The organism is Embleya sp. NPDC020630 (genome assembly GCF_044334985.1).
Classification (GTDB): Bacteria; Actinomycetota; Actinomycetes; order Streptomycetales; family Streptomycetaceae; genus Embleya.
In genome coordinates, this window is sequence record NZ_JBIRUB010000001.1 from 255,448 (window position 1) to 270,352 (window position 14,905).

General features: G+C 73.1%; 10 protein-coding genes. 5 read left to right on the top strand and 5 right to left on the bottom strand.

What is annotated here, in order from left to right; genetic code table 11:
- Positions 1-112: 112 nt before the first annotated feature.
- Positions 113-3,625 carry an ATP-binding protein gene (locus ACH4XV_RS01020; RefSeq protein ID WP_395785863.1) on the bottom strand — a complete coding sequence of 1,171 codons (3,513 nt, stop codon included), beginning with the start codon at positions 3,623-3,625 and terminating at the stop codon, positions 113-115.
- A gap of 417 nt (positions 3,626-4,042) precedes the next feature.
- Here ACH4XV_RS01020 and ACH4XV_RS01025 point away from each other — a divergent pair, with 417 nt between their 5' ends.
- From ACH4XV_RS01025 to ACH4XV_RS01035, 3 genes are all read left to right on the top strand, one after another.
- Positions 4,043-4,921: an alpha/beta hydrolase fold domain-containing protein gene (locus tag ACH4XV_RS01025; RefSeq protein ID WP_395785864.1), complete on the top strand. Its 879-nt coding sequence runs from the start codon at positions 4,043-4,045 to the stop codon at positions 4,919-4,921.
- A gap of 1,877 nt (positions 4,922-6,798) precedes the next feature.
- The gene (locus ACH4XV_RS01030) at positions 6,799-7,473 is read left to right on the top strand and encodes a peptidyl-tRNA hydrolase (protein WP_395785866.1); all 675 of its coding nucleotides are present in this window, start codon (positions 6,799-6,801) and stop codon (positions 7,471-7,473) included.
- A 340-nt stretch (positions 7,474-7,813) separates the two neighbouring features.
- Positions 7,814-8,194, top strand: a complete 381-nt coding sequence (locus tag ACH4XV_RS01035) for an STAS domain-containing protein (protein WP_395785868.1) — start codon at positions 7,814-7,816, stop codon at positions 8,192-8,194.
- Between the two features lie 44 nt (positions 8,195-8,238).
- Here the strand turns inward: ACH4XV_RS01035 and ACH4XV_RS01040 are convergent, their stop codons facing one another.
- Together ACH4XV_RS01040 and ACH4XV_RS01045 are read right to left on the bottom strand one after the other, a co-directional pair.
- Positions 8,239-9,234, bottom strand: coding sequence for a B12-binding domain-containing protein (locus tag ACH4XV_RS01040; protein WP_395785870.1), 996 nt, complete (start codon positions 9,232-9,234; stop codon positions 8,239-8,241).
- The gene (locus ACH4XV_RS01045; RefSeq protein ID WP_395785872.1) at positions 9,231-10,961 is read right to left on the bottom strand and encodes a PP2C family protein-serine/threonine phosphatase; all 1,731 of its coding nucleotides are present in this window, start codon (positions 10,959-10,961) and stop codon (positions 9,231-9,233) included. The genes ACH4XV_RS01040 and ACH4XV_RS01045 overlap by 4 nt, the downstream gene beginning before the upstream one ends.
- Before the next feature lie 279 nt (positions 10,962-11,240).
- Between ACH4XV_RS01045 and ACH4XV_RS01050 the strand changes: the two genes are divergently transcribed.
- Complete coding sequence (locus ACH4XV_RS01050) at positions 11,241-11,630, top strand: STAS domain-containing protein (protein ID WP_395785874.1); 390 nt, start codon at positions 11,241-11,243, stop codon at positions 11,628-11,630.
- A gap of 246 nt (positions 11,631-11,876) precedes the next feature.
- Here ACH4XV_RS01050 and ACH4XV_RS01055 read toward each other — a convergent pair whose 3' ends face one another.
- Complete coding sequence (locus ACH4XV_RS01055; protein WP_395785876.1) at positions 11,877-13,064, bottom strand: phytanoyl-CoA dioxygenase family protein; 1,188 nt, start codon at positions 13,062-13,064, stop codon at positions 11,877-11,879.
- Positions 13,065-13,268: 204 nt separating this feature from the next.
- On the bottom strand, positions 13,269-14,012 hold the full coding sequence (locus tag ACH4XV_RS01060; protein WP_395785878.1) for a FadR/GntR family transcriptional regulator: 744 nt from the start codon (positions 14,010-14,012) through the stop codon (positions 13,269-13,271).
- A 136-nt stretch (positions 14,013-14,148) separates the two neighbouring features.
- On the opposite strand from ACH4XV_RS01060, the gene ACH4XV_RS01065 reads away from it, so the two are divergent.
- Entirely contained in the window at positions 14,149-14,880 is a 732-nt protein-coding gene (locus ACH4XV_RS01065; protein WP_126635586.1) for a (Fe-S)-binding protein, read from the top strand.
- Positions 14,881-14,905 lie beyond the last annotated feature (25 nt).

The following is a 14,905-nucleotide window of genomic DNA, read 5'->3' on the forward strand; positions in this document are numbered from 1 at the left end:
TGCCCCGTCCTCCCCGTTGTGCACCCGGCACACCGGCCGGGTCGTCACCAACGGTAGGCAAACAGCGTCAGAACAGCGTCAGAGCAGCGCGAAAGCGCAAGGTGACAGCCAGTCAGCTCCGCGACGGTACGCCAACGTCCGGCGAGTCTCCGAGCAATCGCACCGCGTCCTGAAGCGTACGCTCCGCGTGTCCGGGCAGGCCCAGTTCGACGCAGCGCGCGTACGCCGCCGCGAAGTGCGCGCGGGCGGAGGCCCCGTCGCCGGCCAGCGCGGCCAGGCCGCCGAGCACCCGGCGTACCGGGCCGAGCGAGGAGCCGGTCCAATCCAGGTGGTCCGCGTACGGCGCCAACGCCTCCGCCACCAGCAACCCCCGCTCGGTGTCGCCCAGTTCCAGGGACACCTCGCCGAGTCGCATCAACGAGCCGGTCCACAGCAGGTCCACCGGGATGGTCGCGAAGCCCGGTACGCACAGGGCGTGGAACTCCTCGCGCGCCGACTTGGGATCCGCCGACGCGGACGCCGCCCAACACGCCTGTACCCGCCACCAGGACACGTCCCGGGACCAGCCGGCCGCCACCCCCGCCCGACGCGCCATCACGCCCAGCCGGCCCTGCTCCCAGCGCACCGCCAGGATCTGCGAGAGATTGAACGAGCGCACCGCCTCGCGCGGCAGCCCCGAACGGCGGGCCAGACGCAGCGCGTCGGCCAGTACGTCCGCGGCCCGCGCGGTGCGTCCGCGCAACAGTTCCAGGCCGCAGCGGTAGATCAGCACCTCCCACGTGAACCACGGGTGCCGAAGCCGCCGGGCGACCCGCTGCGCCTGCGCGTACTCGCGCTCGGCGGCCGGGATCGCGCCGCACACCACCAGGTCGTAGGCCTGGTTCAAGTGGCTGCGAAACAGCGACTCCTGATCGCCGGTCAGCCCGGACAACACGGTCAACTCGCTGCTCATCCGCAGCCGTTCCTCGACCAGGTCGGGTCCGGACGCGGCCAGGTGATGGGCCTCCAGGCCCTGGGCCAGCGCGTCGTGCGAGCCCGACTCGCGGGCCGCCTCCAGGGCTTCGTACAGCATGCCCAGCCGGGCCTCGCGGTCCTGCCCGAAGGTGAGCGCCACCGCGAGCGCGGCCAGCAGCAACGAGCGCAGCGCGATGTCGGCGGGCAGCGCGGAGGCGATCGGCAGCGCGGCCAGCGCCTCGCGCAGCAGGGCGACCAACTCCAGGTCCACGCCGACCTGGTACACCTGCCCCAGACGGACCATGGCCAGCGCCACCCGGCCGAGCCGGCGCGAGTCGGAGAGCGCTCGGGCCTCCTCGGCGGCGCGGCGCAGCACCTCACGGCAGCGCCGGTCGCCGCACCGGTCCAGCGCGGCGCCGCGCGAGAGCAGCAGGTCGCAGCGGGTCTCCGGGGCGGGGTCGGTGACCATCGGCAGCACCTCCAGGGCCTGCCGGTAGTGCTCGGCGGCGACCTCGAACGCGCCGCCGTCGCGCGCCTCGTCGCCCGCGCGGCGGGCGTAGTCCAAGGCCCGGCGGGCCTCGCCGAAGCGGCAGGCGAGCCGGAAGTGGTGGGCCAATTCGGGCAGATGGGCGTCTCGATCGCCCCGGGCCTCCAGGGCCAGGCCGACCTTGCGGTGCAGTTGCAGGCGGCGCGCGGTGGGCAGTTCCTGGTAGAGCGTGGAGCGGACCAGGGCGTGCACGAAGGTGAAGCGGCCAGGGCGGTCGGTCTCCTCGCCGCGCACCACGTGCGCGCGCTCCGCGTCGTCGAGCGCGTCCACGACGGTGTCGAAACCGCCGGGGTGCACCGCCGCGACCAGGTCGATGTCGAACGAGGGGCCGACCACCGCGGCGACCGTGAGCGCCTCCAGGGTGGACTGCGGCAGGCCGAGCAGCCGTTGGCGCAGCACGTTGCGCACCCGGCGCGGGACGTCGGCCGGCACGCTCTTCCCCAGCGCCGACCAGTCGCTGACGTCGGCCCACTGGCGCAGCAGTTCGGTGGCCAGGAGCGGATTGCCGTCGCTGAGTTCGCGCAGTACGTGGGCCCGGACGCCCTCGGCGCGCGGCGGCAGCGGGCCGGCCAGTACGTGGGCCAGTTCGACCAGGGCGGCCACGTCCAGGCCGCCGAGCGGCACATGCAGCGGGTGCAGATCGCGGTAGAGGTCGGCGATCAGCCGGGTCATCGGATGCACCGAGCCCAGACCGGTGTCCCGGAAGGCGATCACCACCACCGCCCGGGTGCCGACCAGGGCGCGGGCGACATGCCGCAACATCAGCATGGTCGAGGTGGAGGACCAGTGCACGTCGTCGAGCAGCAGGATCAGGTCGCGCTCGCCGGCGGCGTGCCGGAACACCCCGGCGACCGCCTCGAACAGCCGATACCGCTCGGTGTCCGAGTCGGGCGGTCCCTGAGGCTGGGTCAGGCCCGCGGGCTCCAGCGGCAGTTCGGGCAGCAGTCGGTGCAACTCGCCGCCCAGGTCGCCGACCCGCTCGCGCAGTTCCTCCGCCGCGACGTCGCCGAGGTGGGCGCGCAGCATGGTCACGAACGGTTGGAAGGGCGCGGCCACACCCTCGTCGCTGCGTCCGGTCAGCACCAACGCGTTGCGGCCGGCGCGGGTCGCGAACTCGTTGAGGAGGAAGGACTTGCCGATCCCGGCGTCGCCGCTGACCAGGATCACCCGCGAGCCGACCTCGGCCCGGGTCGACTCCTCGAGCAGGCGCAGTTCGGCGGAGCGGCCCACGATCGGCCCGGGCGCGCCGTGCGGGAACACGTCGTGCGCGGAGCGGGTCGGGGCGGGCGCGGGCGGCGCGTCCAGGCCGGGTGTCGGTGAGGCGAAGCGGGCGGCGGGCGCGGGTACCGGCAGCGGTTGCGGCGTGGCGTCGCCGAGCAGGCGCAGGAACGCCGACTCGGTCTCGGGCGAGGGGCCCACGCCCAGTTCGGAGTTGAGCAGCCGCCGACACCGCTCGTAGGCGCGCAGCGCGGCCGCGCGGTCGCCGCCGGCGGCGTGCGCGGTCATCAGCAGGCGGTGACTGCTTTCGCGGAACGGGTCCAGGTCGACCAGTTGGGCGGCGCGGGTCACGGCCGCGTCGGCGCGGCCCAGGTGCAGTTCGGTGGTCACCGACACGGCGAGCGCGCGCAGTCGGGCCGAACGCCAGCGGGTACGCCGCTCGTTCACCCAGTCGCCGTCCAGGCCGGGCAGAAACGGCAGGGCGAGGATCTCGTGCGCGTCGTGCGCGCGGGTCCTGGCCTGCGCGAACGCGCCGTGCACGGCCAGTGCCTCGGCCTCGATCAGGGCGCTCTCCGCCGCCTCCACGTCGACCTCGGTGCCCTCGGGCAGAGACAGCACGTAGCAACCGGCCCGGTGGCGCAACACCGACGACGCGTCGTAGCCGGCCTGCCCCAGGAATCCGCGCACCCGGCTGAGCACTCCGCGCAGGGCGCCCTCCCACGACTTGGGCGCCTGCTCGGGCCACAGGAGCGCGGCCAACTCCTCGCGCGGCACCGGGTGACGGCGGCCGAGCGCGAGCGCGGCGAAGACGAGCCGGGCCTGCGGTCCGCCCAGCAGGTCCTCCGCGGCACGACCCGCGGGGCCGTCGACGCAGACATGGCCGAGAACACGTACCCGGACCACCATGCGACGGACCCCCCTCCTGCTGTCGTCGGCGCGACGACCGATTCCCCGGCGCCGGGCCGGGAGCGGTTCGAAGGACCCCGCGCGCCACATCGTACGAACCGAACGGTGCACCCGGCGCCCAATTGCGCCGGCGCTCAGGTCACAACCCGGCCAATCGCTTGATCCCTACCAGGGTTTGTCGCAAGCTTCGATCCGCACACGCGCGCTCCCGGCCGGGCGGTCGACGATCGGGCGGTCGCACGGGTCCGTTCGTGGGGTGGGCCCGCCGGCGTGGACGATCGACGGCGGGGCAGACGGTGGGTGGGCCCGGATCCGCGGGCCGGGACGGGTTGTCGACGGGATCCATGGGATCGGTGGGGTCGAGCGGGCCGCCGGGGACGGTCGGGCCGGCTCGAGTCCGGTCGGGGAGGAGCAGGGATGAGCCTGGACAGTTGGCAGTTGCCGCCGCTACGGGAAGGGCGGCCCGCGCCGGAGGAGTTGGAGGCGCGGCGACGTGGCACGGCCGCGTACCGCGAGGAACCCGAGGAGGGGGTGGCGGTCGCCCGACGCCTGGTGGGCGGGGTGCCGTGCACGTTCCTGGAGGTCCCGGTCCCGGCGCTGACGCTGCTCTACTTCCACGGCGGCGGCTATCGCATGGGCGACGCCGAGGGCTGGCTGGGGATCGCGTCGCGGATCGCGCTCGCGGCCCGGGCGCGGGTGATCCTGGTCGAGTACCGGCTCGCCCCGGAGGCGCCGTTCCCCGCCGCGCTGCACGACGCGGCGAGCGTGTACGACGCGCTCGTGACGGTGGAGGAGGAGGGCCTCGACGCGGCGCCGTTCGTGGGCGGCGACTCGGCGGGCGGCGGCCTGGCGGCGGCGCTCGCGATCGCGGCGCGGGGGGCGCGGGTGCCGATGCCGGCGGGCCTCGTGCTGTTGTCCGCGTGGTTGGACCTGACGGTGACCAAGCCCACATACGACTCGAACGCGGCCACGGACCTGTTCATCTCGAAGCGGTCGCTGCGCGAGGCCGCCGAGATCTACCTGCAACTGCACGACCCGAGCGACCCGTTGGCCTCCCCGTTGTTCGCCGACCTGTCCGGCCTGCCACCGATACTGCTCATGGCCTCGTGCCACGAGGCCCTGCTCGGCGACACCACGGCCTTCGCCTCCCGAGCCGCCGCAGCCGGCGTCCAGGTCCAGGCCCACCTGATCCCCGACGTCCCCCACGCCTGGCCCGCCATCGACCCGGAAATCCCGGAATCCACGACGGCCATCGGCGCGATAGCGCGGTTCCTGACGACACCGTCGGCGACCTGAGACGGAGCGCGAAGCGCGAAGCCGGACAGCTCCGACGTGCGTTGCGCTTTGGGCTGCTGGTGGCCGGTGCGGGGTGTGCCCGAGTCGGTGATGGGCCGCCGCCGGCGTGCGGGGCTCCGAGACATCGGGCTTCCGGCGGAGCGGGTGCATTGGTCACCGAGAACCGGCCGCCAGGAGGGGAGCGGGTTGGTGGTCGGGTTGGGTTCGCCGGGTGCCTTCCCGAGTGGGCCGAGCGCTTCAGGCGCGCGTTGGGCGTTTGGTTGCGGGTGGCTGGTGCGGGGCCGGTCAGAGTCGGTGGTGGGCCGCCGCCGGCGTGCGGGGCTCCGAGCGTCAGGGCTCCCGACGAGACAGGTGTGTTGGTCGGCGAAAACCGGCTGGCAGCGGCGGGCAGGGAGGGCGCTCAGGTCGGGTCCTCCGGGTGGCCTTCCCGAGGGGGCCAGGCGTTCCCGGCAAGCGTTGGGCGTTTGGTTGCGGGTGGCTGGTGCGGGGCCGGTCAGAGTCGGTGATGGGCCGCCGCCGGCGTGCGGGGCTCCACGACCCGAAACTCCCGACGGGATGGCCGCTTTGCTCACCGAAAACCGGCTGGCAGTGAGGGCGGGAGGACGGGGCGGTCGGGTTCTCCGGGGTGCCTTCCCGAGTCGGTCGAGTGTTTCCGGCGCGCGTTGCGCCTGGGGCTGCGGGTGGCTGGTGCGGGGCCGGTCAGAGTCGGTGGTGGGCCGCCGCCGGCGTGCGGGGCTCCATGACCGGGGGCTCCCGACGAGACAGGCGTGTTGCTCGGCGAAAACCGGCCGGCAGCGGGGGAGCCGGTGGGTGGTCAGGTCGGGTCCTCCGGGACCTTTCGGGTGGGCCGGGGTGTTTCGGGAGCGTTTGGAGGGGAGTTGGGCTTCGAAACCGGATCGCGATGGGTAGTTGTGGGCTTGGAGCCTCGGTGAACTGCGGCTTTGCAAGGTCGAGACGGAAATTCGGGCGACGAGTGCCGGTTTCGGGCGCTCCGACCCCTCAACGCCGGGCGCGGAGACCGAAACCGCTCACTCGGAGCCGGCTTCGAGCGCTCCGACCTCAAAGCGGCCGTCAAGAAGACCGAAAGTGCCCAGCGGGAGCCGAACCCGGATCCCGAGGCGCCTCAAACGCTCTCCTCTCCGCGCTGACCTGCGGTTTTCTCCCACACCGAGGCCACGGCACCCAACGCCGTCCGGTTTCGTGACTCTCGCCCACACACACGCCCACCACACCGCGAAATGCCCTGCTCAACCCACCCGAAAAGGCCCCCAGGCGGACCCAACCCAACCGCCCTCCCGCTCCCTCACTGCCGGCCGGTTTTCGCCGACCAACACGTCCATCCAGCCGGAAGCCGGAGCCCCGGAGCCCCGCACGCCGGCGGCGGCCCATCACCGACTCTGACCGGCCCCGTACCAGCCACCCGCAGCCCCAGGCGCAACGCGCGCCGGAAGCACTCGACCGACTCGGGAAGGCACCCCGGAGAACCCGACCGCCCCGTCCTCCCGCCCTCACTGCCAGCCGGTTTTCGGTGAGCAAGGCGGCCATCCCGTCGGGAGTTTCGGGTCGTGGAGCCCCGCACGCCGGCGGCGGCCCATCACCGACTCTGACCGGCCCCGGACCAGCCACCCGCGACCCAACGCCCAACGCGCGCCGGAAGCAGCCGAGTTGTGCGAAAGGTGCCGAGTCCGACCAACCTCTGCGACTCGCCCGCCCAACGCGCCATGCGGTTCGGGGTGTGGGGCCGGGTTGGTCTCGGCCGATGTTTGTGGAAGCCCAGCCTCCGCACCCGGCGTAACGGGTGGGCGGGTGGGCACACCGACCACCCCGCCCCGCCCACCCCACCCCGCCCGGCGGGGCCATGTGGCCGCGAGCACGGCATGATCGGGGGCGTGAGTTCCATCGAATACGTTCTCCCCCTCGTCGCCCACATCGAGAAGGACGAACCCCCCGCCCGTACCGATGCCCTCGAGGCCGCCGCGCGGGCCGTCCTCGTCCTGCTTGCCGACGTGCGCTCCACCGACCCCGAAGGGGAGTGGCACGACGTCGTCGAGGCATGGCAGGGGCATCGCATCCGCAAAGTGGTGCGCCGGGCCCGCGGCGGTGAGTGGCGTCGTGCCGGCGCCCTGCCCGGGATCACCGTGGCCCACCGCACCGCCGAGGTCCGGGTGTACCCGCCCATCCCACTGGACGGATGGCCCAAGGACCTGGCCAAGTTGCAGGTCTCCGGCACCGACCTGGACGAGCCGGTCGCGCCGCGCGCCGCCGATCCCGGGCAGCCGGTGTTGTGGTTGAACCCGTCCCTGGAGATGACCGCCGGCAAGGCCATGGCACAGGTCGGGCACGGCGCGCACATCGCCTGGATGGGGCTCGGTTCGGGTGCGCGGAAGGAGTGGGCCGCGCGTGGATTCGACCTCGCGGTTCGGGTCGCCGACCCCGCCGCGTGGCCCGCGCTGGCCGGCAGCGGCCGGCCCGTGGTTCGCGACGCCGGCTTCACCGAGATCGCGCCGGGGTCGTGCACCGTGGTTGCGGATGTGCCGTGGCCGACCCGCTGAACGGCGCACCGCTCCCGCCGCGTTGCGAGTCGAGGTGATGGCAGGTGACGTTGCGTCATCGGGGCGGTCGTTCGGGCGAGCGCCCCGACTCCCGGAGGCGTCCGGGATGATCCGTGTACGCTGCAACCGAGACCCGTACGTGACCGGATCGTCACTGCCCCGGTTCCTGCGGGCCACTACGGTAGGTCACAGGCCGGGCCGACCACCCGGCTCCCGAGCCACGTGTCCAGGTCCCGCCCGGATCCGTCGGTGCCATCCGCTGGGGGACGGGTTCGCCGATCGCTCCGGCCGCCCTGTCTCGCGCGGCTCGGGACACCATGGGCGAGGGGACTGCCGGCGCGTGACTCTTCAGGTGATCAAGGACGATCTCCAGGGCTGGACCGTGCTGCACGTCCTCGGGGAGGTCGACTACGCCGTCGTCCCCGAACTCCGCGAACACGTCAGACGCGCGGTCGCCGACGGCGACCATCGCATCGTCCTCGAACTCACCCGGGTCGAATTCCTCGATTCCACCGGCATCGGCACCCTCGTCGCGGCCCGCCGACTACTGCGCTCCACCGGCGGCTCGTTGCGTCTGGTGATGCCCGGCAACAACGACCACCACGTCAACCGCGTCTTCACCGCCCTGGGCTTGCGCCGCCTCTTCGACGTACACCCGGACCTCACCGAAGCCCTGTCCGACGACACCCCCACGGACGAGGACCTGAGCGCCGTGAGCTGACCGGCTCCGCCTCGCGCTATAACAGCTCGCCCACAACACCGCGCCTACAACACCGCCCCCGCCGCCGTCAGCGTGGCGCTCGCGCCGGGGACGTGCGTCAAGCGCGTGGCGAAGGCCCGATAGGCGGCGGCCAGTGCCTCGCTGGGCACGCGCCGGTGGCCCAGTACGCCGGCGAACCACCGGGTGAAATCGACGAACAGCGCGTCGTCGTCCAGGAACAGCGAGACGGCGAGCGTGTCGACCGCACTGGTCAGCCCGTCGCGCATGGTGGTGTCCGAGTGTTCGCCCTCGATCGGGGCCAGCGCCGACATGCCCGCGGCCACCAGCGGGGTGCGCAGCAGGCCGACGCCGTCGTCCGCCGGGTCGGACAGGTGGCGCAGGCGCGGGGCCGGCGTGGTGACGGTCGGCCAGCCGGGACCCGTCAACATCTCGGCGGCGCGTTCGGCGTCAGGCGCCCAGCCGTTCGCGCCGACGACGCCCGCCCAGCGCCCCTTCGGGCCGAAGCCGGGACCGCCGACCAGCACCGGCACCCCGACTCGGCGGGCCACCTCCACCATCGCCCGCGCGCCCGGCAGCGCGGTGGAGACCGTACAGCTCAGCACCACCGACCCGGCGCCCGAGTCGGGCACCACCCGGGCCAGTTCACCCGCGCCCGTACCCGGTGGCAGCACCGTGGTGTCGATCCCGCGCAGCCGCAACAGCGCCGCCAGGATCCGGGACGCGAGCCCGTGCCAGTCGCCCTGCGCGCAGCACACCACGATCCGGGTCTGCGAGCGCGGACGCGGCGTCGCGTCCGCGACCAGGTGCACCACCCGCCCCGTGACGTGCGAGGCGGCGTGCTCGCGCGCCACCGTCCACTCGCCCGTCGCCCACCGCTCGCCCACCACCCGCAGCGCCGGGATCACCAGGTCCGTCAACACCTCCTCGCCCGGCACCCCCTTGCCCAGCAGGTTGCGGACCAGGTTCAGTGCCTCGACCTCGTCGGCTCGACCCAGGTGTGCGAGGAACAGGTCGAGTTCGTCGGAGACCACGTGCGTCATGCGCCGTCCGGATGCTCGTCGGGACCGGGACGACCCGGCTCGGCCAGGATCGGCAGCGCCTCGTGGTCGTCCCGATAGGGGATGTGAATGGCCAACAGCACCACGTCGTCGATCACCGGGGCTTCGCCGAGATGCGTGAACAGCCGCTGTTCCAGGCGCTCCACCAGCGCCTCCACCGGCATGCCCGCACACGAGGCCAGGTCGTGCCGCAACGCCTCCACCCCGTACGCCTCACCGTCCGCGTCCCGCGCCTCGGTGACCCCGTCGCTGTACAGGAGCAGCGTCGACCCGGCCGGCAACGGCAGTTCCCGCTCGCCGAACACGGTGCCCGGGATGCCCGCCACCAGCGGATCGGTGAACGCCATCGCGGTCACCCGGCCCGCCGGGTCCATCCACAGCGGCGGCGGATGCCCGGCGCAGGTCAACCGCACCCGCGCGGAGCCGTCCGGATGCACCGAGCAGTCCCCGGTGATCGCGGTCAGCACCAACGAGGGATCGCCGAGGGTGAGTTCCGCGTCGAGCAGCGCCATCCGATGCGCGGGAGCGCAGCCCGCGCTCGCCGCCGTGCGCAGTATCAGCAGCGAGCGCGAGCTGAACATGCCCACGGGCGTGCCACGTCCGCACACGTCGCCGACGGAGAACGCCCACGTGCCGTCGACCGGGGTGGGATGCACGGCGTAGAAGTCGCCGCCCAGACCATTGGTCAACGACACCGGGCGATACCGGGCGGCGATCCGCGCGCCGGGCACCTCGGGCAGCGGGCCCGGGACGAGGGCCCGGGCGAGCAGCAGGGTGCGCCGATCCTGTTCGACGTACAGCCGCGAGGTGCGCAATGCCACGCCCACCCGTTCGGCGTAGTCCACGGCGAGTGCGATCTCCTCCTCGGCGAATGGCTCCGAGGTCGCCGAGCGCACGAACGTCAGTACGGACGGCGCGTCGTCGTCGGTGGGCACCGGGACCACGAGCGCACACCGCGCGTCGACGGCGAGCAGGTCCGCGACCGCCTCGTCCGGTACCAGGCGGCCGAGCAGTTCGCGATCCATCAACGGATGCAGTTCCTGCCGGCGGGTACGCAACACGCGGCCGACGCCCGCCGGGGCCGTCCACGCCGTGCCCAACCCGGTGGTCACCCGGGCGATCGGGGTGCCGGTGGCGGGCGCGTAGGTGGTGCGCATCCGGCCGTCCTCCATGCTCGGCACGGACAGCGCCACCCAGTCGGCCAGTTCGGGCGCGGGCAGCGTGGTGACCAGATCGGTCAGCCGGCGCGGGTGGGTCGTCGCGGACAACATCCGGCCCGCCTCGGCGAGAAAGACCTTGCGCCGCCGCTCGGCCAACAGCGCGTCCTCGCGCCGCCGTTCCGCCGTGGTGTCGCGGACGTACCAGGCGTAGTGTCCGCCGCTCAGGACCGCTCGGCGCCCCTGCACGCGCCGATCGTCGACCTCGCCGTGCCAGGTGGTACCGGTCGCGGGCAGGGTCGGGAAGGCGGTGCCCACCGCACAGTCGGGCAACAGGCGCGCGGCCGCGAGATTGACGTGGCACACGGTGCCCTCGGCGGTGTACACGATCACGCCGCTGTCGCTCTCGTCGAGCACCTCGGCCGGTGACCAGCCGGGCGGCGCCGTCTCGTCGGGGGCGTGCGGCGACTCGAAGCCGTCGCTCCGCCGAGCGGCGGCCGGCTCCTGCGTGTTACTGCCCCGCTCGTCGCTCGAGGGGCGTGGTCCGGTCATGGCTACGGAATCCCTTGCGTCCGTGCGTTTCGAGCCGGCTTGCGCCGGCGCTCGCGCGACCTTCACGGTACGACCGCCGGGGTCGGCCGGGGGTGGCTTCCGCCGGAATCACACCTAAAGGGGAAGACGGTCCACGAGCGACCGATGCGGCGAGTAGGGTGCCGATGCGGTCTTGCGTTCCGGGATGGATATGGGGGTTCGTCCCGGGATGCGCGCATCGTAGCGAGCGGTCGCGTGCCGCGCGACCGAACCGACACTCGACCGGGTGGAGTGGTCCCTATGAGCCTTGACGATCTCCCGCCGGACGACGTGGATCACACATCGTTCCCGGCCGGACCGTGCGTGGTGCACACGGCCCTGAAGGCCGACCTCGGTGGCATCGTGTCCGTACACGGCGACATGGACATGACCGCGGCACCGGCCTTTCGCCAGGCGGTGGACCGCCTCGTCGACGAGGGCGCGCGCAGCCTGCGGATCGACCTGTCGGGGGTGCCGTTCATCGACTCGTCCGGCCTGGGCAGCCTGGTCTACGGCTACCGCCGACTGCGCGACCGGGACGGGGACATCGTGGTGTGCGGTGTCGGTCCGCAGCCGGCGCGGGTGTTGCGAATCACCCATTTGGACCGGATCCTCAGCGTGGAACCGGCGGGTGTCCTCCGGAACCGGTGAGCACCGAACGCCGATTGCCGAACGCGAAGTGCCGATGCCGGCCGACGAGTACACGCGTGCCCGCGCGTGTGGCCGCCGCCGCGAGCCGAGCGGCCGATCCCGTCCCGCCCGTTGCACCCGCCCCGAACCGCCCCGCCCGTCCCGAACCGTCCCGCGGCGCAGTCCCCGCCCCCGTCCCGCCAGGCGCGCCCCCGCGCCCGTCCCGCCCGGCGCAGTCCCCGCGCCCACCCGCCCCGAGGGGCGGACTCACCGGCCCAGGCCGGCCTCCAGCTCACTCGCCGTACGACTGCGGATCAGGTCGTTGACCGCTTCGCCCGGTCCGACCTGCTCGAACAGCGACGGCGGCCGGAAGGTGACGTACATCGTGCGCCGCCCGCCCACCCCGGCGGGCGGCGGCGACGCGTGCAGTACGTCGGCCACGTGTACCGTCACATCGCCCGGCTCGGTCGGCACCGCGACATAGGGCAGGTTCGCCGGCTCCTCCTGCGTCGGTTGCGGGCAGGTGCGCCCGTGCGAGCCGGGGATCGCCTCCAGGTAGCCGGTCTCGGCGGAGGAGCCGGTCAGTTGGATGCCGATCGCCACCGACGGGCACATGATGTGGTGGCCGCCGAGACCGCAGTCGGTGTGCCAGGGGATGTTGGCCAGGCCCTTGAGCCGACCCGCCGGCTTGAGCAGGACGGAGACCCCCTCCATCCGGTCCATGGACGCGGCCAGGTCGTCGTGCAGCAGACCGGCCAGCCGGACCAGGCGCGGATCGCGGGCCAACTCACCGATCGGCGCGGAGCGTTCGCTCGCATACACGATCCGGCACAGCACCGCCTCACCCGACTCGGTCTCCGCCCACCAGGACCGGTCGTCGTCCGGACGGGCCTCGGCGGCGAGCCGGTCCACCTCCGCGTTCAGGACGGCGATCTCGGCGGTGGAGAACACCCCGCGGATCCGCATCACCCCGGTCGCCTCGAAGTGTTCGGCGAGTTCCCGATCGGAGCGGTCGAGGGTGAGTTCGGCCGCCGGGTTCACCGGCGCGCCGTGCCGGTCGTACAGCTCCGGGCCCTGCGGCAGGTAGATCTCGATGCCCTGGTAGAGCGCCCGCAACGCCGGTTCCCAGCGGAACAGGTCGAGCACCGTGCCGTGTTCGGTGTGCACCTCGCCCGCGATGGCCAGCGCCGCGGCGGTGCGCAGCAGGGTGACCAGGTCGGTCCAGGCGTCGGGGGACAGCCGCACCACGCAGCCGGCGTCCGGGTCGATCCCCTCCACGACGCGCAGCCGGGAGTCGTCCGCGCGATAGGTCCACGCCCCGGTGCCGATCCGCAGTCCGAGCGGGTCGAGCCCGGCGAGGCCCGCCTCGGCCCGTTTGCCATGTGCGCCGATGAGCAATCCGGGGACGATGTCCCGGTGGTAGGTTTCCGCGTCGATCCGGTCGTGCCCGAGCATCCTCGCGACCTCCTGCGCTGTACGTTGCCGCGCAGTATGCCGGGCCGGAGCGCCGTGTCACCAGAGCGTTGCGCGCTTTGCCCGAAGTCCGCGCGAGCGGTCCGCCGACAACCCACCCCCGGCGCCGACCTGTTGAGCGATCGCCTTACCACACGCGGTCGATGACGGTTCGTCAGCTATGTCGGCCGGATCGTTGACGGTTCGTCAGTTCTCCGGGGACGGCGTGTCTTCGCGGACCCGGGACACCTGCGGGTACGCGCGGCGCAGATGCGCGGCCACCGCGTCGGCCGCGGCGCGCGGGTCGCGGGCCACGATCGCGGCCAGGATGGCCCGGTGGTCCGCGCGCAACGCGCCCGTGTCCGGCCCCAGTTCGGCCACCGCGCGGCGCTGGTGTCGGCGTACGGTGTCGCGCAGCGCGCGCATGAACGTGGTCACCAGCGCGTTCCCCGACAACTCCGCGATCGTGGCGTGGAACTCGGTGTCCAGTTCGTTGAACCGCTCCGGGGGCAGGTCCGGGTCGTCCATCGCGGCGACGATCGCGCGCAGCCGGTCGAGGTCGGCCTCGCCCGCGTGCCGCGCCGCGCCCTCGACCGCCCACGACTCGATCAGCAGCCGGGTCTCCACCACGTCGTCCACGGCGAAGTTGGCCAGTGCCAGGTGCAGCCCGAGAACGCCGGTCAGCGCCGGGCCCGCCGAGCCGGCCAGGATCGCCCCCGCCTCCGGGCCGCTGCCCGGGTTGGCCACCAGTACGCCCATGGCCTCCAGGACCCGCATCGCCTCGCGCACCGAGGGGCGGCTGACCCCGAGCGCTGCGGCCAACGCGCGCTCGCCCGGGAGCTTGTCGCCGGCCCGCAGTCGGCCGCTCGCGATCTGCTCCTCGATCTGCGCCACGACCTCCTCGAACGCGCGTACACGCTTGACCGGACGCCAGTCGGGGCCGTCTGTCACGGGGGCTCCTCGGATGCGGGCGTCGCGAATCGCGAATCGGGGGGTGTCTTGTGGCCAAGCATGCCATGCCCTTAGCGTGAGCACACCACAGTGTGGTCAGACCACATGATTCGACCGTCGCGAGGAGGCCGCACGCATGCGCGTCGGGCTGTTCATCACCTGCGTCAACGACACGCTCTACCCCCGCACGGGGCAGGCCGTCGTCCGCCTCCTGGAACGGCTCGGCTGCACCGTGGACTTCCCCACCGCGCAGACGTGCTGCGGCCAGATGCACTGGAACACCGGCTACGGAAAACGGATCGAGCCGATGGTGGCCGGGTTCGCGGACACCTTCGCCGGCTACGACGCGGTGGTCACCCCGTCCGGGTCCTGCGGCGCGATGATCCGGGACAACCACCCGCGCGCCGCCGCCCGCGCGGCCGATCCGGGGTTGTCGGCCCGGGTCGCGGCGGTGGTTCCGAAGGTGTACGACCTCACCGAGTTCATCGTGGACGTGCTGGGCGTCACCGACGTCGGCGCCTATTTCCCGCACCGGGTCGTCTACCACCCCACCTGCCACTCCCGCCGCCTCCTGGGCCTGGGCGACCGGCCGACCGCGCTGCTCCGCGAGGTGCGGGGTCTGGAACTGGTCGACCTGCCGGGCGAGGAGGAGTGTTGCGGCTTCGGCGGCACCTTCGCGGTGAAGAACCCGGACGTGTCCACCGCGATGGGCGCCGACAAGGTGCGGCACGCGGCGGGGACGGGGGCGGAGGTGCTGTGCGCGGCGGACAACTCGTGCCTGATGCACATCGGTGGGCTGATGGATCGTCAGCGGACCGGCATGCGCGTGGTGCATCTGGCGGAGATTCTCGCCTCGACGGCGGGTTAGGGATTGTTTACCCGCCCGCTCCACC

Coding starts and splice junctions, on each gene's coding strand:
- ACH4XV_RS01020 (WP_395785863.1), bottom strand. CDS start 3,625: ATGGTGGTCCGGGTACGTGTTCTCGGCCATGTCTGCGTCGACGGCCCC.
- ACH4XV_RS01025 (WP_395785864.1), top strand. CDS start 4,043: ATGAGCCTGGACAGTTGGCAGTTGCCGCCGCTACGGGAAGGGCGGCCC.
- ACH4XV_RS01030 (WP_395785866.1), top strand. CDS start 6,799: ATGATCGGGGGCGTGAGTTCCATCGAATACGTTCTCCCCCTCGTCGCC.
- ACH4XV_RS01040 (WP_395785870.1), bottom strand. CDS start 9,234: ATGACGCACGTGGTCTCCGACGAACTCGACCTGTTCCTCGCACACCTG.
- ACH4XV_RS01045 (WP_395785872.1), bottom strand. CDS start 10,961: ATGACCGGACCACGCCCCTCGAGCGACGAGCGGGGCAGTAACACGCAG.
- ACH4XV_RS01050 (WP_395785874.1), top strand. CDS start 11,241: ATGAGCCTTGACGATCTCCCGCCGGACGACGTGGATCACACATCGTTC.
- ACH4XV_RS01055 (WP_395785876.1), bottom strand. CDS start 13,064: ATGCTCGGGCACGACCGGATCGACGCGGAAACCTACCACCGGGACATC.
- ACH4XV_RS01065 (WP_126635586.1), top strand. CDS start 14,149: ATGCGCGTCGGGCTGTTCATCACCTGCGTCAACGACACGCTCTACCCC.